This window comes from uncultured Winogradskyella sp. (assembly GCF_937958655.1).
GTDB lineage: Bacteria > Bacteroidota > Bacteroidia > Flavobacteriales > Flavobacteriaceae > Winogradskyella.
Genome location: NZ_CALGNH010000049.1, coordinates 34,303 through 57,294 on the forward strand (window position 1 = coordinate 34,303; position 22,992 = coordinate 57,294).

24 protein-coding genes are annotated in these 22,992 nt (G+C 33.7%); 6 read left to right on the forward strand and 18 right to left on the reverse strand.

Going from position 1 to position 22,992, the window contains the following annotated elements; all coding sequences use genetic code 11:
* Positions 1-41: 41 nt before the first annotated feature.
* The 6 genes from dnaN to Q0800_RS09965 form a co-directional block, all read right to left on the reverse strand.
* Positions 42-1,160 (reverse strand): DNA polymerase III subunit beta, encoded by a 1,119-nt coding sequence (dnaN, locus tag Q0800_RS09940; protein WP_299129250.1) that lies wholly within the window; start codon positions 1,158-1,160, stop codon positions 42-44.
* A gap of 179 nt (positions 1,161-1,339) precedes the next feature.
* The gene (gene gldG / locus Q0800_RS09945; RefSeq protein WP_299129251.1) at positions 1,340-3,007 is read right to left on the reverse strand and encodes a gliding motility-associated ABC transporter substrate-binding protein GldG; all 1,668 of its coding nucleotides are present in this window, start codon (positions 3,005-3,007) and stop codon (positions 1,340-1,342) included.
* Positions 2,994-3,491, reverse strand: a complete 498-nt coding sequence (locus Q0800_RS09950; protein WP_299129252.1) for a hypothetical protein — start codon at positions 3,489-3,491, stop codon at positions 2,994-2,996. The genes gldG and Q0800_RS09950 overlap by 14 nt, the downstream gene beginning before the upstream one ends.
* The gene (gldF, locus tag Q0800_RS09955) at positions 3,488-4,210 is read right to left on the reverse strand and encodes a gliding motility-associated ABC transporter permease subunit GldF (protein ID WP_299129253.1); all 723 of its coding nucleotides are present in this window, start codon (positions 4,208-4,210) and stop codon (positions 3,488-3,490) included. The genes Q0800_RS09950 and gldF overlap by 4 nt, the downstream gene beginning before the upstream one ends.
* A 52-nt stretch (positions 4,211-4,262) precedes the next feature.
* A complete protein-coding gene (locus Q0800_RS09960; protein ID WP_299129277.1) occupies positions 4,263-4,559 on the reverse strand; it encodes an antibiotic biosynthesis monooxygenase in 297 nt (98 codons plus the stop codon).
* A 138-nt stretch (positions 4,560-4,697) separates the two neighbouring features.
* Positions 4,698-5,573: an SAM-dependent chlorinase/fluorinase gene (locus Q0800_RS09965; RefSeq protein ID WP_299129254.1), complete on the reverse strand. Its 876-nt coding sequence runs from the start codon at positions 5,571-5,573 to the stop codon at positions 4,698-4,700.
* 110 nt (positions 5,574-5,683) lie between these two features.
* Between Q0800_RS09965 and Q0800_RS09970 the strand changes: the two genes are divergently transcribed.
* Positions 5,684-6,637, forward strand: coding sequence for a PhoH family protein (locus Q0800_RS09970; protein WP_299129255.1), 954 nt, complete (start codon positions 5,684-5,686; stop codon positions 6,635-6,637).
* Between the two features lie 150 nt (positions 6,638-6,787).
* Positions 6,788-7,741: a phosphoribosylaminoimidazolesuccinocarboxamide synthase gene (locus Q0800_RS09975; protein WP_299129256.1), complete on the forward strand. Its 954-nt coding sequence runs from the start codon at positions 6,788-6,790 to the stop codon at positions 7,739-7,741.
* Positions 7,742-8,004: 263 nt separating this feature from the next.
* Here the strand turns inward: Q0800_RS09975 and Q0800_RS09980 are convergent, their stop codons facing one another.
* The 3 genes from Q0800_RS09980 to rlmD are packed head-to-tail and all read right to left on the reverse strand — an operon-like array spanning position 8,005 to position 10,726.
* Positions 8,005-8,760: a DUF6048 family protein gene (locus Q0800_RS09980; protein WP_299129257.1), complete on the reverse strand. Its 756-nt coding sequence runs from the start codon at positions 8,758-8,760 to the stop codon at positions 8,005-8,007.
* The gene (locus Q0800_RS09985) at positions 8,726-9,271 is read right to left on the reverse strand and encodes a DUF6452 family protein (protein WP_299129258.1); all 546 of its coding nucleotides are present in this window, start codon (positions 9,269-9,271) and stop codon (positions 8,726-8,728) included. Before Q0800_RS09985 ends, Q0800_RS09980 begins: the two co-directional genes overlap by 35 nt.
* A 3-nt stretch (positions 9,272-9,274) precedes the next feature.
* Positions 9,275-10,726 carry a 23S rRNA (uracil(1939)-C(5))-methyltransferase RlmD gene (gene rlmD / locus Q0800_RS09990; protein WP_299129259.1) on the reverse strand — a complete coding sequence of 484 codons (1,452 nt, stop codon included), beginning with the start codon at positions 10,724-10,726 and terminating at the stop codon, positions 9,275-9,277.
* A gap of 243 nt (positions 10,727-10,969) precedes the next feature.
* Here rlmD and rocD point away from each other — a divergent pair, with 243 nt between their 5' ends.
* Entirely contained in the window at positions 10,970-12,247 is a 1,278-nt protein-coding gene (rocD, locus tag Q0800_RS09995; RefSeq protein WP_299129260.1) for an ornithine--oxo-acid transaminase, read from the forward strand.
* 66 nt (positions 12,248-12,313) lie between these two features.
* Here rocD and Q0800_RS10000 read toward each other — a convergent pair whose 3' ends face one another.
* Positions 12,314-13,285, reverse strand: a complete 972-nt coding sequence (locus tag Q0800_RS10000; RefSeq protein WP_299129261.1) for a sodium-dependent bicarbonate transport family permease — start codon at positions 13,283-13,285, stop codon at positions 12,314-12,316.
* 36 nt (positions 13,286-13,321) lie between these two features.
* Entirely contained in the window at positions 13,322-13,633 is a 312-nt protein-coding gene (locus tag Q0800_RS10005; RefSeq protein WP_299129262.1) for a hypothetical protein, read from the reverse strand.
* Between the two features lie 349 nt (positions 13,634-13,982).
* Here Q0800_RS10005 and Q0800_RS10010 point away from each other — a divergent pair, with 349 nt between their 5' ends.
* Positions 13,983-14,906, forward strand: coding sequence for a LysR family transcriptional regulator (locus Q0800_RS10010; RefSeq protein WP_299129263.1), 924 nt, complete (start codon positions 13,983-13,985; stop codon positions 14,904-14,906).
* Positions 14,907-14,919: 13 nt separating this feature from the next.
* On the opposite strand, the gene Q0800_RS10015 is transcribed toward Q0800_RS10010, so the two are convergent.
* The 7 genes from Q0800_RS10015 to recF form a co-directional block, all read right to left on the reverse strand.
* Positions 14,920-16,029: a heparan-alpha-glucosaminide N-acetyltransferase domain-containing protein gene (locus Q0800_RS10015; protein WP_299129265.1), complete on the reverse strand. Its 1,110-nt coding sequence runs from the start codon at positions 16,027-16,029 to the stop codon at positions 14,920-14,922.
* A gap of 88 nt (positions 16,030-16,117) precedes the next feature.
* Positions 16,118-16,468, reverse strand: coding sequence for a hypothetical protein (locus Q0800_RS10020; protein ID WP_299129266.1), 351 nt, complete (start codon positions 16,466-16,468; stop codon positions 16,118-16,120).
* Positions 16,461-18,884, reverse strand: a complete 2,424-nt coding sequence (locus tag Q0800_RS10025; RefSeq protein WP_299129267.1) for a penicillin acylase family protein — start codon at positions 18,882-18,884, stop codon at positions 16,461-16,463. Before Q0800_RS10025 ends, Q0800_RS10020 begins: the two co-directional genes overlap by 8 nt.
* 37 nt (positions 18,885-18,921) lie before the next feature.
* Entirely contained in the window at positions 18,922-19,404 is a 483-nt protein-coding gene (locus Q0800_RS10030; protein WP_299129269.1) for a CIA30 family protein, read from the reverse strand.
* 116 nt (positions 19,405-19,520) lie between these two features.
* Complete coding sequence (locus Q0800_RS10035; protein ID WP_299129271.1) at positions 19,521-19,817, reverse strand: DUF721 domain-containing protein; 297 nt, start codon at positions 19,815-19,817, stop codon at positions 19,521-19,523.
* 30 nt (positions 19,818-19,847) lie between these two features.
* Positions 19,848-20,318 (reverse strand): hypothetical protein, encoded by a 471-nt coding sequence (locus Q0800_RS10040; RefSeq protein WP_299129273.1) that lies wholly within the window; start codon positions 20,316-20,318, stop codon positions 19,848-19,850.
* Positions 20,318-21,397 (reverse strand): DNA replication and repair protein RecF, encoded by a 1,080-nt coding sequence (gene recF, locus Q0800_RS10045; RefSeq protein ID WP_299129274.1) that lies wholly within the window; start codon positions 21,395-21,397, stop codon positions 20,318-20,320. Before recF ends, Q0800_RS10040 begins: the two co-directional genes overlap by 1 nt.
* Before the next feature lie 141 nt (positions 21,398-21,538).
* Here recF and Q0800_RS10050 point away from each other — a divergent pair, with 141 nt between their 5' ends.
* Together Q0800_RS10050 and ribH are read left to right on the forward strand one after the other, a co-directional pair.
* On the forward strand, positions 21,539-22,303 hold the full coding sequence (locus Q0800_RS10050) for a tetratricopeptide repeat protein (protein ID WP_299129275.1): 765 nt from the start codon (positions 21,539-21,541) through the stop codon (positions 22,301-22,303).
* 3 nt (positions 22,304-22,306) lie between these two features.
* On the forward strand, positions 22,307-22,813 hold the full coding sequence (gene ribH / locus Q0800_RS10055; RefSeq protein ID WP_299129276.1) for a 6,7-dimethyl-8-ribityllumazine synthase: 507 nt from the start codon (positions 22,307-22,309) through the stop codon (positions 22,811-22,813).
* The last annotated feature ends 179 nt before the right edge of the window (positions 22,814-22,992 follow it).

Here is a 22,992-nt window from a genome sequence, read left to right on the forward strand (position 1 = left end):
GCCCTTTCCCAGTCATAACTGTTGAAATAGCAAATCTTTGCTTAATTATTAAGCATTACAGGCATTACTAACATGGTAACTTGCTCACCTTCGTCAAGCCCATCAATTGGTGTTAAAATTCCTGCTCTATTTGGTAAACTCATTTCTAATTGTACATCGTCTGAGTTTAAATTATTAATCATTTCTGTTAAGAACCTAGAGTTAAATCCTATTTGCATATCATCACCTTGGTAATCGCATGTTAGGCGCTCTTCTGCCTTATTACTATAGTCAATATCTTCGGCAGAAATATTAAGTTCTGCGCCAGCAATTTTTAAGCGAATTTGATGAGTGGTCTTGTTAGAGAATATACTAACACGACGCACAGAGTTTAAAAACTGCGTTCTGGCTATGGTAAGTTTATTTGGATTTTCTTTAGGAATTACGGCATCGTAATTAGGGTATTTTCCATCAATTAGACGACAGATTAAAACAGAATTCTCAAAAGTGAATTTTGCATTAGATTCATTATATTCGACCAAAACATCATCATCGCTTCCAGCTAAAATACCTTTCAATAAATTTAAAGGTTTCTTAGGCATTATAAATTCTGCCGATTCTGTTGCAGAAACATCGTTACGTGTATATTTTACCAGCTTGTGAGCATCTGTAGCTACAAACGTTAAACTATCAGTAGCAAATTGAAAAAATACGCCACTCATAACAGGTCTTAAATCGTCGTTACCAGCAGCAAATATGGTTTTACTAATAGCTGTGGCTAGTATATCTCCCATAATGGTGGTTGTACTGGCATCATCTACGGATACAGCATTAGGAAATTCTGCACCATCCGCATAGGCTAAAGCATATTTACCATGGTTAGAGCTAATTTCTACCGTATTGTTATCCTCAACAACAAACGTTAACGGTTGCTCTGGGAATGTTTTTAGGGTATCCAATAATAAACGAGCAGGTACGGCTATACTACCTTCGGAATCACTTTCTACATCAATAGTAGAAGCCATGGTTGTTTCTAAATCACTTGCTGATATTGTTAGCTTAGATTGGCTTAATTCAAATAGAAAATTATCTAAAATAGGTAGCGTATTACTATTATTTATAACACCTCCTAATATTTGCAGTTGCTTTAATAAATAAGTACTTGAAACTATAAATTTCATGCGTTGTATTTTAATTATTTTTTTAGATCATATGAAACAACTTAATGACGTTTTAAGAAAAAAATCAAACTTATTTAGAGCGTAATACTATACTAAATAAGAGCCATTGTTTCGTGCTACATTGTCTTACAAATATATCTCAATACAAGGGTTTTCTAAAACAAACTTATTAACAAAGTCTAGGTATATTTTTTCTTTCGGAAGTAGTTAAAGATAAATCCAAAAACAGTGAGAAACACTAGTGGTGTAGCGATGTTTAGTGTTTGCCATTTTACTTTTTCAGCCTTTACTTTATCAGAATTTAGATAGGCCATACTAATATTTTTTGCCCTAATGTTTATAAGTCCATTATCGTCTAATAAATAATTGATAGTATTTAGTAGAAATTCTTTATTTCCGAAGGCTTTTCCGGTGAGTTGATCAAAACCTAGCTCCTGAGGTCTATTTTTTATAACTTCATTTTTTGCAAGGTCTCCATCAGAGATTATGACCATTTTAGTTTCGGGACTTTTTGATTTATAATTTTTAACCTTAAATGGTAATATGCGCTTATCGTAAACCGAAGTAAATTCTCCCTCTAGTAATACAGCTAAATTTTGTGGACCAGCATTAAATGACGTTTCGTCTAAATTTTTTGTAACCTCAGATAATGAAATTACAGTAGGCACGCCTTCTAATTTAGATTGCGGCGAACTTTGTAATAAAACTGTTTTTGTAATAGCATTTTTTAAAGTGTCTATAGGGCTTGCAAAATCATATTTTACTAAGTTTAAATTTTTTGTTGAAGGATGCTTAGGGTTAGCAGCTGCTAAAGGAGAATATTGCCATTGTATAGGCTGCAGTTGCGCTTGGCTGCCTTCACCAATAGCGAGCATAATGGGTGCTGAATATAAATCTTTAACCAAATTTGGGTTAATTCTTACACCATATTTAAAGAAAAAATCTTTTAGGTTTAAATCTCTCATAATAGAAACTCCCGAACCAGAATCGTTATACAGACTATCTTTATCCATAATTACGGCCTCGGTTAGCCAGAGACTTTTGCCACCACTCATAATGTACTGATCTAATACTAATTTTTCTTCTTCAGAAAACGCAATGCTGGGTTTATGGGCTACAATTAAATCGTAGGTCTTTAACTTATCTAAAGTACCTTGCGGATTGTTTGATACACTGTCCAAGGTAAAGGGAGCAATATTGTAGTATGGTTGTATTGTCTTTAAGAAATCGGCAATATAGATATCCTTGAGCTGCCCATTTCCTTTTAAAATAGCAACGGTTTTAGTCTTGGTGTTTACTAATTTGTTAAATCCATCAGCAAAAGCATATTCTAAGCCTTGTACAGCGCTGTTAACTTGCTCTTGCAATCCTTGCGTTAGGCTTCGTTTTAATAATGGAATTTTAACCGTTTTATTTTTGTAACTGGCAAAAGCCCATGGAAAAATAAGTTCTTGTGTTACTTTGGCCGAATTATTATCGGTATTAACATAAGGCTCTAAGCCAGACTTAGTGAGTTCTTCAATATTGCGCTCTCTGGTAGCTTCATCCTCAATAGGATTAATGTAATTTACTTTTATAGTATTGGTTGTTAATTGAAACTCTTCAATGATTTGTTGTACTTCAGTTTTAAGCAAACGAAATTCAGACGGTAGGTCACCTTCTAAAAATACATCGATAACCAATGGTGCATCTATAGCTTTTATTAACGATTGCGTGGTCTCAGACAAAGTGTAACGTTTATCTTTAGTTAAATCAAAACGACCATAAAAGTTGCTAGAAATGGCGTTAATAACAATTAAACCAACGCATACAAAGAGGATATGTATAAGGGTTTTATTTGTCTTCATTCTCGTATGTAATTTTTTCTTGATAGTGTCTTAAGAGCTCAACCTTGTTGTCCTTAAAGGTAATTTCTATACAATCTTTTTGGTTATTAAAAGCACCTGGTTCTATGCCTAAACCATAATTCCATTTATTTGGATTATGATCTTTTTTTGCATCGTCCCAAGATAACCATTCATGTTGGCCAAGTACGTTTGTAATTTCATCTTTAGAAAACCCAATTAATGTATCCGATTCTATAACATGGTCAATCATTTCGTAACGCAATGCAGGTTTTTTAATCCAAGCTTCAGCATCAAAGTATTTTTGGTGATGGTAGTTACTAATGATATTAATAAAAGGATAGAACATAAAGAAATAGACAAAGGGCGTAAGTACTAAACTAATGAGTGCTGTTAGCCATTTGCGTTTATCAACCGTATTTAAAAACAGAAAAAGTAATACAAAAACTACAATTATAAATACTACTAAGAGGGGAGTAATTATCATTGTTTCTGAATTTTAAGTTTGGTAAAAAATAAAAAAGCTAAAGCAATGCTTATAAAGTAAATGAGGTCTCTGGTGTCTATAACTCCGCGGCTCATACTGTTATAATGTGCAGACATACCAAGGTTTTCTATATAAACCAAGTCACCGGCAATATTGTAATTAGAAAGGCCTTGAAAACCAAAATACATAAAGAAGCAAATAAATATTGCGATCATAAAGGCTACAATCTGATTGTCTGAAAGCGTAGAGGCAAATACACCTATAGCTGTGTAGGCGCCTACCAAAAATAATAAACCAAAATAAGAACCAATAGTACTACCCATATCTAAATTGCCTTGCGGATTGCCTAGTTGAGAAACAGTGTAGACATAGAGTAGCGTTGGTATAAGTGCTAACACAATTAAGATAAATGCTCCAAAATATTTACCTAATACAATTTGAAAATGTGAAATAGGTTTGGTTAATAACAATTCTAATGTACCCTGTTTTTTTTCGTCAGTAAAACTGCGCATTGTAACTGCAGGAACTAAAAAAATAAGAATCCAAGGTGCTAACATAAAGAAGGCAGATACGCTAGCTTCACCATTATTAAGAATATTAAAATTACCTTTAAATACCCATAGGAATAAACCATTGAGTAATAAAAACACACCTATAACCAAATACCCAATTGGTGAGGCAAAAAACGTATTTATTTCTTTTTTTAGTATTGCTAGCATTAAATTACAGTATTCAGTATTCAGTATTCAGTATTCAGTTATTTGTGATTTATTAATCTAAAGTTGCCAATTTATTAACAGACCAAGCTTCAGGTTTTGCATTAAATAAAGGTTTTGTTTTACTCCAAACGTCTTTAAATAACTCTGAATGTCTGTACGTGTTTAAATCGTCTTCAGAATTCCAATAACTATAAGTGAAAAAGATATTGGGCATATTCTTATCACGATATAATTCTAAAAAACTACAACCTTCAAATGCTCTAATTTTTTCTTTATTAGCTTCAAAATTAATCAAGAATTTTTCAATCTTAGACGGTTCAAAACTCAGTTTTACAATTCTTACTAACATTTTATTCCCATGAAAATGTGAATCTTTTTCATTCAAACTCATAATCTTAATTAGAACTTTAATTTAAATCTTTCTTAAATCCTTCCCAAAGGAAAAAACTTTATTACGGTTGTGAAAATAAAATTTTGGTTTATCACCTCAACTTAAAATTCCTTCCCTTTGAGTAGGGTTAGGACTATGGCTAGGTAAAAAATTTACGGTTACTGTATCCATAGTTTTTAAGCCCATTAGTGTAGATGCGCTACCTACTGTGCTGCAGTTGCTTTTGTAAACGGCTATTTCTAAATAACCCGAAGAGTTAAATACTACTAGACCTTTACCCTCATCATTACGTTTAGATTCTTCTATATCAAAATTTACAATATCACTGTATTTACTATAGATTTTTTTAAACTTATGATTGCGTGCAGAGATTTCATAGGTTCGTGTTTTTTGCACATCCTCAAAAAATTTCTGTTTAATATTGGTAACCACATTGCCATAATTATCTATATAAATAACACTCCCAATAATTTGATTTTTTTCGTCATTAACAAAAGGTATTAAATTTTTAATCGGCTTTATAGTGTTAATAACTTTTCCTATGACCTCTAGTGTGCCACCACGTGCAATATGACAGGCCACTTTTACAAAGACATCTAATAAAGGGAAACTCGTTTCTATTTTGTCATGGATATTAATCTCAACAATTTTCTCTGGTGCAATCTCTGCACAAATCATGCTCATAATACCATTGTTAGCACATATAAAGTAATGATCGTCTAATTTAATAGCAATATGCTTGTTTTCAGGGCTTAACTCAGAATCTATACCTATAATATGAATGGTGCCTTTAGGAAAACTTCTGTAAGCGTTTAAAATAATGTAAGCCGCCTCAGAGATGTTAAATGGTGAAACAGAATGCGATACGTCAACAATCTTTACCTGTGGTAGTTCGCTATAAATAGCACCTTTTATTGCACCAGCAAAGTGATCTTTTTCTCCAAAATCAGTGGTTAAGGTGATTATTGCCATGGATTAATTGTTGATATTTTTTTTAGAATTGAGGTTGTAAAATTATTAGCTTTGTCTATATCAGTTTGATACACAAAACTAAGAAAAGAAACACTAAATTAAGAAGCCTTTTGAACGAACTTATTCTAGAACTCGAAGAAATAACACCAAAAGAATTCTTCGGAGCCCAAAATGCTAATATTGAACTTTTAAAGAAATACTATCCAAAGCTAAAAATTGTTGCAAGAGGCAACAAAATTAAAGCTTATGGAGACGAAGACTTATTAGAAGAGTTTGATACTAGGATGATGATGCTTATGAAACATTTTGGTAAATATAATAAACTCGATGAGAATGTTATAGAGCGTGTATTAACCAGCAATAGCAGTGCAGATTACACCACATCCGAAAAAAGTGGTGAAGTTATTGTGCATGGCGTTGGCGGTAAACTCATAAAAGCCCAAACTGCAAATCAACGCAAACTCGTAGAAAGCACGCGCAAAAATGATATGGTATTTGCAATAGGACCAGCCGGTACAGGTAAGACGTACACAGGTGTTGCCTTAGCTGTGCAGGCCTTAAAAAATAAACAGGTTAAACGTATTATTTTAACACGCCCTGCAGTTGAAGCGGGCGAAAATCTTGGGTTTTTACCAGGAGACCTAAAAGAGAAGTTAGATCCTTACATGCAACCCTTATACGACGCCTTACGCGATATGATTCCGCATGAGAAATTAGAAAGCTATATAGAAAAAGGTGTCATACAAATAGCACCATTGGCTTTTATGCGTGGTCGTACCTTAGATAATGCCTTTGTAATTTTAGATGAAGGGCAAAATACCACACACGCACAAATGAAAATGTTTTTAACGCGTATGGGTAAAAATGCCAAGTTCTTACTAACCGGAGATCCTGGTCAGGTGGATTTACCAAGACGAACTATTTCGGGCTTAAAAGAAGCACTTTTAGTACTCAAAAATATAGAAGGTATAGGCATTATTTATCTCGATGATAAAGATGTTATTCGTCATAAGTTGGTGAAGAAAGTCATAGCTGCATATAAGAGTATTGAGAATCGTGATTAAAGTTCCTTTAATTTCCCAAAGAGGAAAATTAAAATGAGTTGTCATTGCGAGGACGAAGGGCGTGGCAATTTCATCACATTATAAATAGAATCAATGAGATTACCATGTTAAGTAAAAAAAGCTTGACAATTAATGAGATTACATTAAACAATGAACAACACAATAACAGATACCAATTTTAATTTTCCTAATCAAAAGAGTTTTTACAAAGGCAAGGTTAGAGAAGTTTATAATATTAATGATTCGCAATTAGTTATGGTGGCAACAGACAGGCTAAGTGCCTTTGATGTGGTTATGCCAAAGGGAATCCCATATAAAGGACAGATCCTAAACCAAATAGCTACAAAAATGATGGCAGATACTGAGGATTTAGTACCTAATTGGTTAGTAGCCACACCAGATCCTAACGTGGCTGTAGGTCACTTATGTGAGCCGTTTAAAGTAGAAATGGTAATAAGAGGCTACATGTCTGGGCATGCAGCGAGAGAATATAAAGCAGGTAAACGTTTGCTTTGTGGTGTGCCAATGCCAGAAGGTATGCAGGAAAATGATAAATTTCCTAAACCAATCATTACACCTGCAACAAAAGCAGAAATGGGCGATCATGATGAAGATATTTCTAGAGAAGATATTTTGAAACGTGGTATTGTTTCTGAAGACGATTACGCAGTTCTTGAAGATTATACACGGAAATTATTTCAACGCGGAACTGAAATAGCTGCTGACCGTGGCTTGATTTTAGTAGACACAAAATATGAATTTGGAAAAACTAAAGACGGTAAAATAGTATTAATCGATGAAATACATACGCCAGATTCATCACGTTATTTCTATGCAGATGGTTACCAAGACCGCCAAGACAAAGGTGAAGCGCAAAAGCAGCTTTCAAAAGAGTTTGTGCGTCAATGGTTAATATCTAACGGGTTTCAAGGTTTAGAAGGACAAACCGTACCTTTTATGAGCGATGATTATATTACCTCTGTGAGTGATCGTTATATAGAACTTTACGAAAATATTACAGGCGAAACATTTGTAAAGGCCGATGTTTCAAATATTCAGAGTAGGATAGAGGCCAATGTTTTGGGGTATTTAAATAATGTTTAAGGTTGTTGTGCTGAATTTATTTCAGCATAACATCATTTACATAAGTTGATTATATATACAAAAAACGAGTATTTCTTTTAAATAGCTAGTTATAGTGATAAGGTATTAATCCATAGTAGATTTTAACTAGGATTAAAAAAATTAAAATTAATCGGCGCCTTAGATGGTTGTGATTTTACATTTATTTAGCCAACAACCAACAACCAACAACCAACAACCAACAACCAACAACCAACAACCAACAACCAACAACCAACTACTCTTTACTCTTCTTCCTTTTCTTGAACAACGACTTTATCCTTCTTAAAAATCGGTACTAAATAGGCGACGTTAAAGCCAAAACCAACACCAAAGCGTCCGCTATCAAAAGTTCTGTTAAACCCTGGGATGTATAGATTTTCGTAGTTATCTATTGAGGTTTCAGAAATTAGACCTTTTAATTGTACATTGATCCCAGCATAAAAGTTATTAAACATCTCTGCCTTCATACCAATGAGTAGTTCTGCCCAAAGTGCCGTTAAGCCATTAAATTCTGTACCCGCTTCTACAGCAAATTGCTGATCCCAATATTGGTTATTTACGTTGTAAATGCTATAGTTATTTAAGGTTTGGCTATATGTACTAGCTCCAACTCTAAACCCAGCGTAGATCATATTCTCCATATCTAACCAGTTTTTATAAAAGTTGAGGTCTACTCCACCTTTAAAATAGCTTCCTTTTGTAGTGTTGCTTAAAACTTCATTTTCTAAGGTACGTTCTTCATTACCAATCTCACCTGCCAAATATATTTTTTTGGTGAGCCTGTAATCTCCCATAATTTCTATGCCTGTATAGTTGTCGTCAATAAAAGTTCTGACGATTTTACTTAAATCTGCTCCAAGCCGTAAACCGTACTTTTGTTTATAAATTAAGGTGTCATTAACCGTTTTGTTTTGGTCTTGTGCAAAAGCCATTGTGGATAACAAAAGCAGTATAATTAGGCTTCTAATGGAAGATACGTACATGTACTGTGTTTTCATTTTCAATGGTAGTTTCAACAATTTCTATGGCACTTATCCAAGCATTTGTTTCATCCTCTAAATTTACATTTAATTGTGTGAAAATACTTTTATAACCACATGCTCTAGAGACATATAAAAATTCAGGTATGTATGAGATTTCTATAATATCGGTATTAGATGTTGTAGTGTCATTTTCGTCTAACCTTAGGTTTGTATTTTGCTCTAGTACAAACCTAGAGGTTATAATTTCACCTTCGTTTCCAATAAGAAGCGGAAGGGCTAGCGCATTTGTATTGGTATTAAAAATTAGGGTTTTAGGGCCTTCACTTTCTGGTGGGTTAGGGTCAGGTAAGTTTTCGCCATAAGCTGTTAATCTTGGGACGCTTTTAAGATCTTCGGTACTGTTAATATCGTAAAATTCTACTAACAGCAGAGGTGTTGTCTGTGTGCCTTCGGCGCAAATATCATCGCGCTCACAATTCTGTAAGCAGATAACTAAGCAAAAGAGGAGTTTATAAATATTTTTCATAGACTATTTCTCAAACAAGGCCACAGTTTCAATATGAGCTGTATGTGGAAATTGATCCACTAAACTAAGCTTTTTTATCTCATAGCCAGCTTGTATTAATTGCTCTGTATCTCTAGCTTGTGTAGCCGGGTTACAAGATACATAAACCAAACGTTCTGCATTAAGGTTTATTATTTTTTTAAGGGTTTTAGGCGCAATACCTGCTCTTGCAGGATCTAAAATAATGGTTCGTATTTTGTTGGTACATTCAGGGTGTTCTGTTAAAAATTTGCCGACATCAGCCGCGTAAAATTCTAAACCCTCAATGTTATTACGCTTTGCATTTTTTGTGGCATCCTCAATGGCAGATGCAATAATATCAACACCTATTATTTTGGTATTATCTGCTTTACTGGCAATAATTTGTCCTATAGTACCTGTACCGCAAAAAAGGTCTAAGACTACCGAATTATCTATGGCTTCTTTCTTCTCTAAGGCGTAATCTACTACTTTGGTGTAGAGTTTTTCTGCACATTTTGGGTTGGTCTGAAAAAAACTTTTCATACTAATTTCAAAATTTAAACCTAAGAGTTGTTCAACAATTTTATCATTACCATAGATAAGTTTTATACTGCCTGTTGTTGCAATAGTTCTATCTCCAACTTCATCATTAATGGTGTGGAGTAATCCAGCTACTCTTTCACCAAACAATTCAACTAAAAACTTAGCAAATGCGTTTAAATCAAATTTTGGCAAATTATAAGAGGTTGTAACTAAATTAAATAACAGCTTATTGGTTTTGTAGGATTTTCTTACAACAAAATACCTAAAGAAGCCTTCTTTTTTTGGGCCATGCCAAGGGGCTAAGCCTGTGTTTTTGCAATAGACTCTAATACTTTTTAAGTGGTTTTCAACCTCAGGATCAAAAAGTCCAGAATCTTTATTTAAATTTTCTCCACACCACCAAAGACCACGTCTTTTAAAACCAAGGGTAAATTCATCAACATCAGTTTTCAAAGTTCTGTCGTAGCCTATAGCTGAGAAGCCATATTCCATTTTATTTCTGTAATGAAACGTATGAGGTGATTTTACAAACTCGTCAAACTTATCTTCAATATCTAAAACTTTACCTATACGCTTAAATAATTCGAGCGTGCTTTGTTTTTTGTAATGGTGTTGATTTTCAATAGGTAATTGAATGTATGGCGCGCCAGGAATCTCTTGATAGGGCATTTCTAGTTCGTCATCAGAAGGTTTTAAGACATCTAGCAGTTTACATTCAGCATATTTTTTGCTCGATTTCTTTACTTGAGCTTTTACCAATTGGCCAGGCAGTGTGTTTGGTACAAATACCACAAACTCACCATAGTCATTTCGTAGGCGACCAATCCCTTTTCCTCCAAAAGCATAGTCTTCAATTAAAATCTCAATAATTTGTCCGCGTTTTACAAATTTGTTGCGTTCTCGTCGTGGCATTAATTATAAATTAGAGTGCAAATATAGTTGCATTTTAAAAATACCTTTAATTAATTTGATTATAACACTTCACTATGAATTTCATAAATATTTAGTAATTTGCAGTCCTCTAGGGATGATTTCTTTCCCACGCTGAATTTTCAAAACTTTTGAAAGGATAAAGGTAGATAAGGAACTCGCTAAGCGAGATTAGGCATACACTACTCTTTGCTTGGTTTATGTTAAACTTTAAAAACTTTTAAAATGGCTGGTTTAGACCAATTAACGTCGCAACAAGCGATTGATTTAGAAAACAAGTATGGTGCACATAATTACCATCCATTACCAGTGGTATTACATAAAGGAGAAGGTGTGTATGTTTGGGATGTAGAAGGCAAAAAGTATTACGATTTTTTATCGGCTTATTCTGCTGTAAACCAAGGGCATTGTCACCCTAAAATTGTCAATGCAATGACCAATCAGGCCCAAACACTGTCATTAACCTCTCGTGCCTTTTATAACGATATGCTTGGGCGTTATGAGAAGTTTGCAACCGAGTATTTTGGTTTTGATAAGCTTTTACCAATGAATACTGGTGCTGAGGCTGTTGAAACTGCTTTAAAGTTATGCAGAAAATGGGCTTATGAGGTTAAAGGTATTGATGAAAATGAAGCAGAAATTATAGTATGCGAGAATAATTTTCATGGACGAACCACAACCATTATTTCATTTTCTAACGACCCTGTTGCCAGAAAAAACTTTGGACCATATACAGATGGATTTATAAAAATAGAATACGATAATTTAGAAGCGTTAGAGCATGCGTTACAAGCCAACAAAAATGTAGCAGGCTTTTTAGTTGAGCCTATACAGGGTGAGGCTGGTGTTTATGTGCCTTCTGAAAATTATTTAGTAAAAGCAAAAGCACTTTGCGACGCTCATAACGTCTTATTTATTGCAGATGAAGTGCAAACAGGTATTGCAAGAACAGGACGTTTATTAGCAACTTGCGGCAATTGTAATTGCTTGGATAAAAATTGCTCATCTACACCAGATGTAAAACCAGATGTTTTAATATTAGGAAAAGCTTTATCTGGTGGTGCCTATCCTGTTTCAGCGGTTTTAGCTAATGATGCTGTTATGAATGTTATTAAGCCAGGTAACCATGGTAGTACTTTTGGTGGTAACCCTATTGCAGCAGCTGTGGCTATTGCGGCTTTAGAAGTTGTTAGAGACGAAAAATTAGCTGAGAATGCATATAAACTTGGTAATTTTTTTAGATCTGAGTTAAATACATATATTGAAACAAGCGGTATTGTAAACTTAGTAAGAGGTAAAGGATTACTCAATGCCATAGTTATTAATGACACCGAGGATAGTGATACAGCTTGGAATATCTGCTTAAAACTTAGAGATAATGGTCTTTTAGCAAAGCCAACGCATGGTAATATCATTCGTTTTGCACCGCCTTTGGTAATGACCGAAGATGAGTTGTTAGATTGTGTATCTATAATTACTAAAACGTTGAATGAATTTGAGTAATTACATCTGATTTTATTAATAAAAAAAGAGGTCATCTTAAAAGTAATTTTAGATGACCTCTTTTCATTAAAAGAAATTACACATTTGTATAATACACAAATACAAGGGCATGCCTAATGTTATATTAAATGGAAATGTTATGGCTAGTGCCATTGGTAAATACAAACTAGGGTTTGCTCTTGGCACAGCGATGCGCATTGCAGCAGGTACTGCAATATAAGACGCGCTAGCAGCTAATATTGCGAACAAAAGCCTGTTGCCATCACTGTCAGTAAATAAGGAACTTGCTACAGCGACTAGGCATCCATTTAATATAGGGATAACAATAGCAAATACTAATGCAAACCATCCTTTTTTAAGAAATGCAGATAACTTTTTACCACTTGTTATTCCCATATCTAATAAGAACACGGCTAAAAATCCTTTAAATATATCTGTTGTAAAAGGCTTAATACCTTCCGCTTGTTGATCGCTTGCTAAAAAACCGACAACCAAACTTCCGAGAATTAGTAGAACACTGCCGTTAGTTAAAGCATGCTTCACCACTTTACCCATTGAGATTTTAATAGGATTTTCTTTATCGTATAGCGATATAAGCAGTAAACCTACGATAATGGAAGGCGCCTCCATTAAGGCCATAACAGCAACCATATGTCCGCCAAAGCTTATTTGCTCAATTTCTAAAAATGAAATAGCTGTAACAAACGTTACAGCACTCACAGAGCCATAAGATGCAGCAATAGCACCAGCATTAGCGACATTAAATTTTCGTCTAAGAATAAAGTACGTATATATGGGTACAACAATTGCTAATAAAATTCCAAATAAAAGCGACCAAATTATTTCTAAATTAAGGTCGCTGTGAGAAAGTTCTTGTCCGCCTTTAAATCCTATTGATAATAGTAAATAAAGCGATATAAACTTAGAGGAATTGGGTGGTATTTCTAAATCACTTTTAAGTTGTACTGCAATAATTCCTAAAAAGAAGAATAAGAGTGCCGGATTTGTTAAATTATCAAATAACAAATGTAAATCCATAACTATAAGTCTATTTAATGAGGTTAGTTATAAAGCTTACTTCTTAATAAAAGTGATATCAAGTTTACCGTTTATAATAATATCAAAGTTTTTGCGTCTTGCTGTGTCTATATAGCTTTTTGCAATTTCTTTTTCATTTAGTAATTCTTTAATACGAGCATTTTCGTATGTAGTATCACAATTTTCATCACCTTCGCATAGACTTAACCGTTGTATTTTGTGGTAGTTTATTTTTTGATCAATTAAGGCATTAATGATATGAGATGCCTCAGAAGGTCTAAACATACCCTCTACTAAATTAATTTTTTGTTCTGTTTTTGTTTCGGTTTGTTTTAATGATTCTGCCATGTTGTTTTGTTTTTAAAATTAGATATTAATTAGTTTCCATTAATTTGATAATAGCAACGCACGCAATTATAAATCCGCTTATTGCGAGTTGCTCCATAAAGATATTGTCATTTAAATACGAAAGTGTAAGCAATCCAGATATGCTGAGTAAGATTAATCCAGATAGTGCCTTTGTCTTCGCTGATGAAGTTTTTCTTTTAGTATTTCCTACTACGATAGAATTTTGAGTGTTTATTCTTTCCATTTTAATACTATTAATTGTTTCTTAAAATTTAATACGCTGCAAAGTTGAGATAAAAAATTTATTTATTTTTATATATATTTTTTATAACATACATAAATATATCTTATGAATTATACGTTACATCAGCTTCAAATTTTCTTAAAAATTACCCAATTAAAGAGTATTACCAAGGCTTCCGAAGCTTTGTTTCTAAGTCAGCCAGCTGTATCTATACAATTAAAAAAATTTCAGGATCAGTTTTCTATTCCTTTAACAGAAGTGGTAGGTAGACAACTTTATGTAACAGATTTTGGATGGGAGATAGCTGAGGCTGCAGAGCGAATTCTTAATGAGGTAGAAGCTATCAATTATAAAACCTTATCGTTTAAAGGGCAAGTGGCTGGGCGGTTAAAAATTTCAGTAGTATCTACTGGTAAATACGTAATGCCTTACTTTTTATCGGACTTTACAAATAAACATGCTGGTGTAGATTTGATTATGGATGTAACAAACAAGAGTAGTGTAGTAAGAAGTTTAGAAGAAAATAAAGTTGATTTTGCTTTGGTTTCTGTAATCCCAGATCAATTAAATTTAGAACGGATAGAGCTTATGGAAAATAAGCTGTTTTTGGTAGGTAGCGCCAACGACAAATTTAATCGTAATGTAAAAAAAGGAAAAATATTTGAAAAGTATCCGATGTTATATAGAGAAGATGGGTCTGCAACCAGAAATGCCATGGAAACGTTTATTGCAAGTTATAATATTTCAACAAGAAAGAAAATGGAACTTACCTCTAACGAAGCCTTAAAACAGGCTGTAATAGCTGGGTTGGGATATTCTATAATGCCGCTAATAGGTATAAAAAACGAAATTAAAAATGGGGATTTACAAATTATACCGTTTAATGGATTACCTATTGTTACAAATTGGAATTTGGTTTGGCTAAAGTCTAAAAACCTGTCTCCCACAGCTTTGGCTTATCTCGAGTTTTTAAAAAACGAAAAAGAAAGAATTATTAATGAAAATTTTGACTGGCACATGGATTACTGAAACAATCTAAACCTTAAACCTTGTAACGCGACTGCTTGGTGACTTTTTCATAAATTTTTCGGATGCCAGAATATACAAATGCATTGCTTTTAACATAGTAAAATGCTATAAAACAAACCGTAGTTAAAAACAGTAGTGCGCCAATAACCGCTTGCCATGGGTTTAAGGTTTTGCCTATAATAGTATTTAACCCAAATCCTGTAAAGCTTCCATAAATAATAATAAAATGTATAACGTAAATAGACAGTGTTTTCTGACCTATTTTAAGGATTAGAGATTGTTTTACGTAGTTTTCAGCCAAATAGAATACTGCAAACAATACAAGGACATTACCTAATCTTGTGTAGAGGTAATTGTAATTGGCTACACCATAAAATACATCTACATTAAACATAAGGTATAGTTCTTTAAACAGCCAAGATGATTTATGAATAAGAACCATGCCCACAACAAAGAAGACTGTAATTATAGATATTTTAAATTTAGGATGCTCTAAATACTTATAAAAAAGTGTGGCTATAAATGCTCCAAAGCAAATGTACCCAAACCATGGTATAATGGTAAATACAGATCCGTTAACTTTAGTTAAGTAGTTAGAAAATATAAGCGGTAATTTATGTATTACTAAAGTTCTGTATAGCGGTTCTGTAGTGAAAATAATAATCGCTAGTAAGAGCATTAATCCTGAAAAAATGTACGTTTTTTTATTTACTAAATTGTACAATAAAATCACTATTATTAAAGATAGGCCAATGCATTGTAATACATCGACGATTAAAAAATACAGTTTAAATTCTCCTATTAACCATTCAAAAATTGGTATTCGTAAAGCGTAACCTATACCTATTAGCATTAAACCTCTTAATAAACCCTTACGTATTCTTTGTTTGCTACAACCAGTCTGCTTGGCTTTAATTAATAAATAAGAAAAAATTAAACCAGAAATTGTAAAAAATGTTGGTGCGGTGAGTCCACGAAAGTATTTCCAACAGCTATATAGCATATGGCTTTCATCTCTATACTGAACATCTAATACTGTATCAATAAAGTGTCCTTGCAACATCATTAAGATGGCGAATGCTCTAACAGCATCAATAAAGTAAAGACGTTTTGTGGCGCTCAAAATGGTATTTACATTTTAAAAAACAAAAGTAATACTTAGAGATTTAACATTTCAAGATTAAAAAAATAGGTGCCATATAATAAGCAATTTACTTTGTAACCACTGTTATTTGTTTGCCAAGCAATGCCGCTGTACCGGCTGCTAAGCCACCGACAAGACCAGTTATTATAATTAATAAATAAGGGTTACTACCTAAATAGAGTAATTGAGAAATACGCTTGGCTAATGTGTAATCATTACCACTGCTTAATGCGAAACTGTAAACACTCCAAAAAAGAAATATAGCTAAAAAAGGGACAAAAAAGACTGCGAATTTTTTAAGTGGAATAAACAATGCCGAAGCCAAAGCAGCAGTCATAACAGACCACCAAGGTAGAAAAAGCGATAAAATAAGAGCCAAAACCAAAGTCGCTATAAAATTTAAAATTGTTTTATTCATTTGATGCAGGTATTAAGGTTTGTGTACCAATGATATCAGCTGTTATTTCTTGTGATTGTAAAACATTAAGCTCATGGTATTTGCCAGCGGCCCAATCCTCTATAAAATTATCGTAATATTGGCTACCAGGATTTCCAGATTGTCCACCAGGATATATACCAATAGCTTTAGGAGGCGAAGATAGTTCTACAATCATTCTCCAAGATGGACCATGGTTTTCTGAGGTAGCATTAACAATGTTGCGATCGCCACCAATAGGAATGTTAAACCGAGAAAAAGCAGGTAGTGCTTGTAATAAATGACCTGCATAAGTGGCTTTATAGTTTAACCAAGTGTAATCTCCTTTTTCGTCTTTAATTTCAGCTAATCGCTTGGCAGCTTTTTTAAAAGATAGAAGAAACAAATCTTTTGCAGTTTCAATAGTGTCTTCTGTAGCTTTAATATCCATAAACTTATGATCACCCTTATGTTTTAAAAGATGAATAGTTTGGTAGGTGTAAGGAGATATTAAAGCAAGCGTATCATCATCAAACTCATCCCAAACCATGTCGTAAAGTTTTCCATACCACTGTCTCCAAATACTTGGCCCAACTTCGTTAATATCATTATTAAAGGCCCATGCTTTAATTTCATTAAATATCAATTGCTCAGACGCATTAAGTGTAGCTGTGTCCATGTGAGCAATCATGTAAGGTAAAAGTTCAGAGGCCTTTAAATTAAAATTGTTGTTATGTAGTGCTTTAAAGTCAGCAACGCTAAATGTCTCCTTGGAGTTAAAAAAATCATTAATAACACGATTTCTATATGTTTCATAACCATCATTAAATACGTAATATGGGTAATTTTCATCCACAGGGTGCTGATTTGCAGAACTTACAAAACCACGCTTGGGATTTTTTGTATGTGCATTAAACTTTTGAGGAATATAAGATTGCCAATCATTTTCTGGATTACTACCATCCATTAAAAATTTACCCTGACCTTCCCATTTATTAGGGAATTTTCCTTGAATCCATAACGCAATATCTCCCGCAGTAGAAGCAAAGACAAAATTTTGAGCAGGCGCATTCCAGAAGTTTAGTGCTGCTACATAATCATTGTAGTTATTAGCTTTATTAAGCTCTATAAATGTTTTTTGATTGTTTCCGCCATCGTGGCCTATCCATCGCATGGCGTAACCAGAACGCTCGTTATCAGATTTAAAATTCTTATCAAATACTACAGGGCCATGGTGGGTGTATAGTACGGTATCTTTATAATGTGGCTTTCCTTTAATTTTTATGTCTTCAACACGCATTGATACGTCTTTCCAAGCTCCATCGTACTTATATTTAGTTCTATCACTGTTAAATTCAATCTTATACCAGTCAATAACGTCTCTTGTTGCATTGGTCTCTCCCCATGCAATATGTTGGTTAAAACCAGAAATAATACCTAAAGCACCAGGTATTGTGGCACCAAATGCAGTGTGATTCGGTGTACTTAATTGCATTACAAACCAAATACAAGGAAGGTTTAATCCTAAATGAGGATCGTTGGCTAAGATAGGATTGCCAGTAGCAGATTTAGCACCAGAAATCGCCCAGTTATTACTACCGTTATCTGGATGAGGTTTTTCAATGGTTTCAACAATGGTATCTAATAGGGCTTTACTTGCGGGTAATTTTGTTTGTGGAACATCAATAAAACTCCAATCTGTGTCTTTTGGAATTACAGGATCTGTGCGGTCAAAAAAATCGGGAAAAAGTAAATCAAAGTTTTTTTGACCCACTAAACGTAGCACGTTGGTATATTCTAAATCATCATCACCACCAGCCAACATTTTGGTCATATACATTAAGAGTAAAGCTGTTTTTTTAGGAGACCAAGCCTCTGGTTCGTAGTTTAATAATTTATATTCTACTGGGTAATCTTTTGGGTTAAGTTCGTTTATATAAGTATTAACACCGTCTGCATAATCTTGTATGTAATTAAGTGTTTCGGTATCGTGCTGTTTCATGTACTCCATGGCTTGGTCTGCACCGTAACCCATACCTCGTCTTCGTTCCGTTCTATCATAGTTTAGGGCTCCTTCACCAAAAATTTCAGATAAACGACCAGCAGCAGCGTGGGTTTGAAACTCTATTTGCCAAAGCCGATGTTTTGCGGTTATATAGCCCTGCGCTTTATATAAATCGTGCTCGTTTTGTGCAAAGAGATGCGGTATCATTTGTGCATTGTAATGCACTGTGACTTTATCTGTTAAACCAGGGATATCAATAGTTCCTGTAACAGATTCGTCGGTTTCATTTTGCCAAATGCCAGCACTCGGATTTAAAAATTTACCTAAAGGAGGAAGTGAACCTAGTTTTGTATTTAAAACGAAAAACACACCAATTGTTAATACAAAGGATAAGAGTAATTTGGCATATTTCATAAGCTCAGAATTATTAAGAACCTAAAAATACCAAATATTATTCTAACCGAATGGAATCTATAAGTAGTTTAAAGTGTTCTTCTTTTTTATTACCAATAAGAAAGGCAATTTGTTCCATCTGGTCTCCATTAAAATTAGGAACGTCTACTTTAGAGCCTCTAAACCAGGCATACATAGCGTTAAAAGGAATTTCTGTTATTTGCCAATTGCCAGTAGTCGTAAAGGTAGTAACATAAGAATAGCGTTGGTCACTCGTGCGTTTTACTCTAAACTGATAGGTTTTACCATCCCCTTTTATTTTAATTTTAAACTTGGTAAACTGATGAGATTCAATAGTATTAAAACGATATCTTAAAGATGAAAATCCACCATTATTTTTTAAAGATATGTCTCCGGTGTATTCACCATAACCCTCTGTATTTATTTTAAAATCTCCATGAGATTGTCCGCCCATAACACCGTCATCTACGGTTCGCCAGTCATTGAGTTTACTGTCTGCGTTAAATTTAAATAGTATCATATGTTGTTGAAATAGACTAAGAAATATAAATATATAAAGACGCATTGCTTCTTTTGCTTAAAGATACAATGATGCTTTATCTTTATAACGTAATTTGTAAAACTTTAAGATTGTAATTACCTTAAGATTAGTTTTTTTACAATGGCTTTTCCTATAGATTCGTTGAGCATTGAAATAATTTTTTCTGTACCATAGCTCAATTCTTCACGTAATACACTAGAGCTTAATTGCACATAAAGGGTGTCTTGCTTTAATTCTATAGCCGTTGTGTAGTTGTTAACACCGTTTCCCATAAGCTTTTTCCAAGCTTCGCGCACATTGACCTTGTCTAAACCAGATTGTAAATTATTGGTTTGTACAAATTCTTTGAGGACCTCTTGTATAGGTTGATTATCGTTATTACGTTTAGCCATCACCGTTGCCGCAAAAGCGGTATCTTTTAATTATTCTATATTCAGTTTTATAGGAGTATAGCGTTTGTATAAATATACATCCTTATTTTGATTACTTACTTTAAGCTGGGTTTCAGAGGCCATTAACACAGTTTCCTTCCATATGGCATAAGGTGTCACATAGTAAATATTTAAACTGTCGTTTTCTAGTTTTATGGTAAAGACTTCTGCATCGTCTGATGTGTAGTAGGTTTCGTTAATTCCTGGTTTTAACTTTTTTCTAAAGCCTTTTAAGCTATCGTTTACGGCTATGTAATCTATGGTTTCATTATATTTATATTGCTTTTTTATGCCATTACTTAGGGTAACTTCCTCTATTTCCCAGTACCCATTTAGATGGTCTAAATAAATTTCAGGATTTTCAGAACAACTGAAAAGAGTAAGCAGGGTTATTAAAAACAGTGTTTTTACATTTAAAATAGACCTCAGATAGAGGTTTTTTTTAGTATTAAAAGTTTTCATTATAGTTTAAACAATTTATACGATTGATGTATTTGTTTTACCACATTTTCAGTGCGATCCGCATGCGTATCACTTATAAAAATTTGGCCAAAATGATCATTGTCAACCAAACTAATAATTTGTGCCACACGGTTTTCATCTAATTTATCAAAAATATCATCGAGTAAGAGTATTGGTGATACACCACTTTGCTGCTTTATAAAATCGAACTGTGCTAATTTTAACGCAATTAGAAATGATTTTTGCTGACCTTGGCTACCAAATTTTTTAATAGGGAAATCATCAATTAAAAAGGTAAGGTCGTCTTTGTGAGTACCTATACTGGTATATTGTAATGCTTTGTCTTTGTTAATATTACTTTGTAAAAGCGCTATTAATTCACCGTTAAAAAGGTCACTTTTGTATTTTAAGTCAATAGCTTCATTGCTTTGGCTTATAGCTTCGTAACGTTCTTTAAAAATAGGAATAAAAACGTTTAAAAATGCGTCACGTTTTTTAAAGATGTCTTTACTATAATTGTCTAATTGTTCGTTATAAATAGCAAGTGTATCACCGTTAAACGTGTTGTTAAGTGCAAAATACTTTAAAAGTGCATTACGTTGAGATAACACTTTGTTATATGCAATAACAGATGTTAAGTAAGCTTTATCACTTTGGGATATAACGCTATCTATAAATTTACGTCGCATATCACTCCCTTCTGTAATTAAATCGCGATCTGCTGGTGAAATTATGACCAAAGGCACAAACCCAATGTGTTCACTAAATTTATCGTAGGCTTTTCCGTTACGTTTAATTATTTTTTTTTGGCCGCGTTTTAGGGAAACAATAATCTTTTCAGGACGCTCGTTTTTAGTAAAATTACCATCTACCACAAAAAACTCGGTACCGTGTTTTATGTTTTGAATGGCAACAGAATTAAAGTAACTTTTACCAAAAGCCAGGTGGTAAATAGCGTCTAAAGCATTTGTTTTTCCTATACCATTAGCACCAACAAAACAATTGATTTTGCTGTCGAAATCGAAAACCTGACTTTCAAAATTTTTGTAGTTGACTAATGATAGTGTATTTAGAATCATAAAAATTAAACAATTTTCCTTTAGTTTACTGCGGTTATGAAGGTATATCTTATTGGTGCAAATTATTGAAAAATAACAAATAAATAGGCTTTTAAATCCCAATAAAAATTTTATTTTTGCCCACGCATTAATAGACAAGATATGGCCACGTATAAGAAAAGAGGATACAAACCAAAAACTAAAAAAGAGAAGGAAGTTGTAGTAGAAGAAAACTCTACAACGGCTGAGGTGTTTAATACACTAGATGAAGGAGCTTCTAAAACAGAAGAGTGGTTTGTTAAAAATCAGAATTACATTATAGGTGCTATTGCTGTAATTGCCTTAATTGTTTTGGCTTACTTAGGCTACAAAAAATTTGTTGCAGAGCCACAAGGTAAAGAAGCGCTTAATGAAATGTACCAGGCTAAAAAATACTTTGAAGATGCTGCCAATGGTATATCATCAGACTCGCTTTATACACTTTCGCTTAATGGAGGTGAAGGTAAGTATGGCATGTTAGATATTATCAGTGAGTATGGTGGTACATCTGCAGCAAACCAAGCCAACTACTACGCAGGTATGGCTTATTTAAACCTTAAGGACTATCAAAATGCCATTACCTATTTAAGTGATTTTAATAGTAATGATAAAATGTTAGACCCTATAGCTAAAGGTGGTATAGGTGATGCTTTTGCTCAATTAGAGCAGCCAAGTGAAGCATTAGAATACTACGAAAAAGCGATTAATGCCAATACAAACAACTTTACAACACCAATTTATTTGTTAAAAGCAGCACGTATGGCAATAGATCTAGGAGAAAATCAGAAAGCTTCAGAGTACCTTAACCGCATAAAGTCTGAATTTTCTACATCTGCAGAGGCTAGCCAAGTGGATGTTTTAATAGGAAAACTAGAGGCAAGCTTATAATAGATGGCAACTGCAAATCATAATTTATCGAATTACGATAAAGCTACAATCCCAAACGCGAAAGACTTTCGGTTTGGGATTGTTGTTTCTGAGTGGAATACCGAAATTACAGAAGGGTTATGGCAAGGTGCTTTTGATGCACTTATAGACTGTGGTGCTGTAAAAGAAAATATTGTTCGTTGGAATGTTCCTGGGACTTTTGAGTTGACGTACGGAGCAGCGCGTATGTCTAAAAGTATCTATGCCGATTCTGGTATGTTAGATGCTATAATTGTTATTGGTTGTGTTATTCAAGGTGAAACTAAGCACTTTGACTTTGTATGTGACGGTGTTACCCAAGGTATAAAAGACTTAAATCTAAGTGGTGACATCCCTGTTTTGTTTTGTGTATTAACAGATAATAATAGGCAACAATCCATAGACCGTTCTGGCGGTAAACATGGTAATAAAGGAACAGAAGCAGCTATTACTGCTATTAAAATGGCAGCGCTAAGACGAAATACGCAGTAGGCGGTTTTTAGTGGTTAGTTGTTAGTAAAAAGGTATTAGGAGGTGTAAATGGTTGCTGCCAAAATTTTATTTTGTTAATCACCAATCACCAATCACCAATCACCAATCACCAATCACCAATCACCAATCACCAATCACCAATCACCAATCACCAATCACCAATCACCAATCACCAATCA

Bases quoted from the DNA above. Each gene is read 5' to 3' on its own strand.
- dnaN (WP_299129250.1), bottom strand. From the start codon at position 1,160: ATGAAATTTATAGTTTCAAGTACTTATTTATTAAAGCAACTGCAAATA.
- gldG (WP_299129251.1), bottom strand. From the start codon at position 3,007: ATGAAGACAAATAAAACCCTTATACATATCCTCTTTGTATGCGTTGGT.
- Q0800_RS09950 (WP_299129252.1), bottom strand. From the start codon at position 3,491: ATGATAATTACTCCCCTCTTAGTAGTATTTATAATTGTAGTTTTTGTA.
- gldF (WP_299129253.1), bottom strand. From the start codon at position 4,210: ATGCTAGCAATACTAAAAAAAGAAATAAATACGTTTTTTGCCTCACCA.
- Q0800_RS09960 (WP_299129277.1), bottom strand. From the start codon at position 4,559: ATGTTAGTAAGAATTGTAAAACTGAGTTTTGAACCGTCTAAGATTGAA.
- Q0800_RS09965 (WP_299129254.1), bottom strand. From the start codon at position 5,573: ATGGCAATAATCACCTTAACCACTGATTTTGGAGAAAAAGATCACTTT.
- Q0800_RS09975 (WP_299129256.1), top strand. From the start codon at position 6,788: ATGAACAACACAATAACAGATACCAATTTTAATTTTCCTAATCAAAAG.
- Q0800_RS09980 (WP_299129257.1), bottom strand. From the start codon at position 8,760: ATGAAAACACAGTACATGTACGTATCTTCCATTAGAAGCCTAATTATA.
- Q0800_RS09985 (WP_299129258.1), bottom strand. From the start codon at position 9,271: ATGAAAAATATTTATAAACTCCTCTTTTGCTTAGTTATCTGCTTACAG.
- rlmD (WP_299129259.1), bottom strand. From the start codon at position 10,726: ATGCCACGACGAGAACGCAACAAATTTGTAAAACGCGGACAAATTATT.
- rocD (WP_299129260.1), top strand. From the start codon at position 10,970: ATGGCTGGTTTAGACCAATTAACGTCGCAACAAGCGATTGATTTAGAA.
- Q0800_RS10000 (WP_299129261.1), bottom strand. From the start codon at position 13,285: ATGGATTTACATTTGTTATTTGATAATTTAACAAATCCGGCACTCTTA.
- Q0800_RS10005 (WP_299129262.1), bottom strand. From the start codon at position 13,633: ATGGCAGAATCATTAAAACAAACCGAAACAAAAACAGAACAAAAAATT.
- Q0800_RS10010 (WP_299129263.1), top strand. From the start codon at position 13,983: ATGAATTATACGTTACATCAGCTTCAAATTTTCTTAAAAATTACCCAA.
- Q0800_RS10020 (WP_299129266.1), bottom strand. From the start codon at position 16,468: ATGAATAAAACAATTTTAAATTTTATAGCGACTTTGGTTTTGGCTCTT.
- Q0800_RS10025 (WP_299129267.1), bottom strand. From the start codon at position 18,884: ATGAAATATGCCAAATTACTCTTATCCTTTGTATTAACAATTGGTGTG.
- Q0800_RS10030 (WP_299129269.1), bottom strand. From the start codon at position 19,404: ATGATACTATTTAAATTTAACGCAGACAGTAAACTCAATGACTGGCGA.
- Q0800_RS10035 (WP_299129271.1), bottom strand. From the start codon at position 19,817: ATGGCTAAACGTAATAACGATAATCAACCTATACAAGAGGTCCTCAAA.
- Q0800_RS10040 (WP_299129273.1), bottom strand. From the start codon at position 20,318: ATGAAAACTTTTAATACTAAAAAAAACCTCTATCTGAGGTCTATTTTA.
- recF (WP_299129274.1), bottom strand. From the start codon at position 21,397: ATGATTCTAAATACACTATCATTAGTCAACTACAAAAATTTTGAAAGT.
- Q0800_RS10050 (WP_299129275.1), top strand. From the start codon at position 21,539: ATGGCCACGTATAAGAAAAGAGGATACAAACCAAAAACTAAAAAAGAG.
- ribH (WP_299129276.1), top strand. From the start codon at position 22,307: ATGGCAACTGCAAATCATAATTTATCGAATTACGATAAAGCTACAATC.